A 555-nucleotide genomic window follows, 5' to 3' on the forward strand; every position below is an offset into this window, starting at 1 on the left:
CGAGTTCCCAATGCCCGAACTCTTTTCGATTCTTCACAGATTTGGGGCGTTTTGAGATGGGAGTGCCGATATTAAACTTTCCTCGCGTTTCTTGAGGCTCTCGACTTTTTCCTTTGTGTCTTAAGACCGTTAGGGGCACCTTTAAGATATCTTGGTAAATCCAGTTATAGATGGATTTAAAGGAAATTTTCCCCTGATAATCTCGTCCAACAATTTGTTCAGGTGACCATGTACGTTCTAATTTATCTTGAATGTCTTTAAGTAGCTCGACCGTGTACTTAGGATTTCTACCCTTAAGACGTGCACGTTGATTGGCACCTTCATGGGTATCCTGAGCTTGGTATTGATCTGAAGGGCATCGTTTAAGTTCTCGATAAATCGTTGACCGATGGCGCCCGATTAATTGAGCAATGCGATTAATTTTATAGCCTTCTTGATAGAGTATTTCTATTTTTGAACGTTCCTCTATGGTAAGATGTGTGTAGCTCATAACAGACCTCCGTGTTTATGTTTTTGTCATTACTAACATTTTACACGAACCTGTTATGGGTTTCT

Annotated in this window: 1 protein-coding gene; it reads right to left on the bottom strand. The window is 40.4% G+C overall.

The genetic code is table 11. The annotated features are described in order from the left end of the window. Positions 1–490 (bottom strand): IS30 family transposase (locus ACEN31_RS11610; protein ID WP_407095145.1); only part of this gene is annotated, 490 nt, incomplete at its 3' end. Positions 491–555 lie beyond the last annotated feature (65 nt).

Origin of the sequence: Ruoffia sp. FAM 26255 (genome assembly GCF_045528525.1) — a bacterium.
Taxonomy (GTDB): Bacteria; Bacillota; Bacilli; order Lactobacillales; family Aerococcaceae; genus Ruoffia; species Ruoffia tabacinasalis.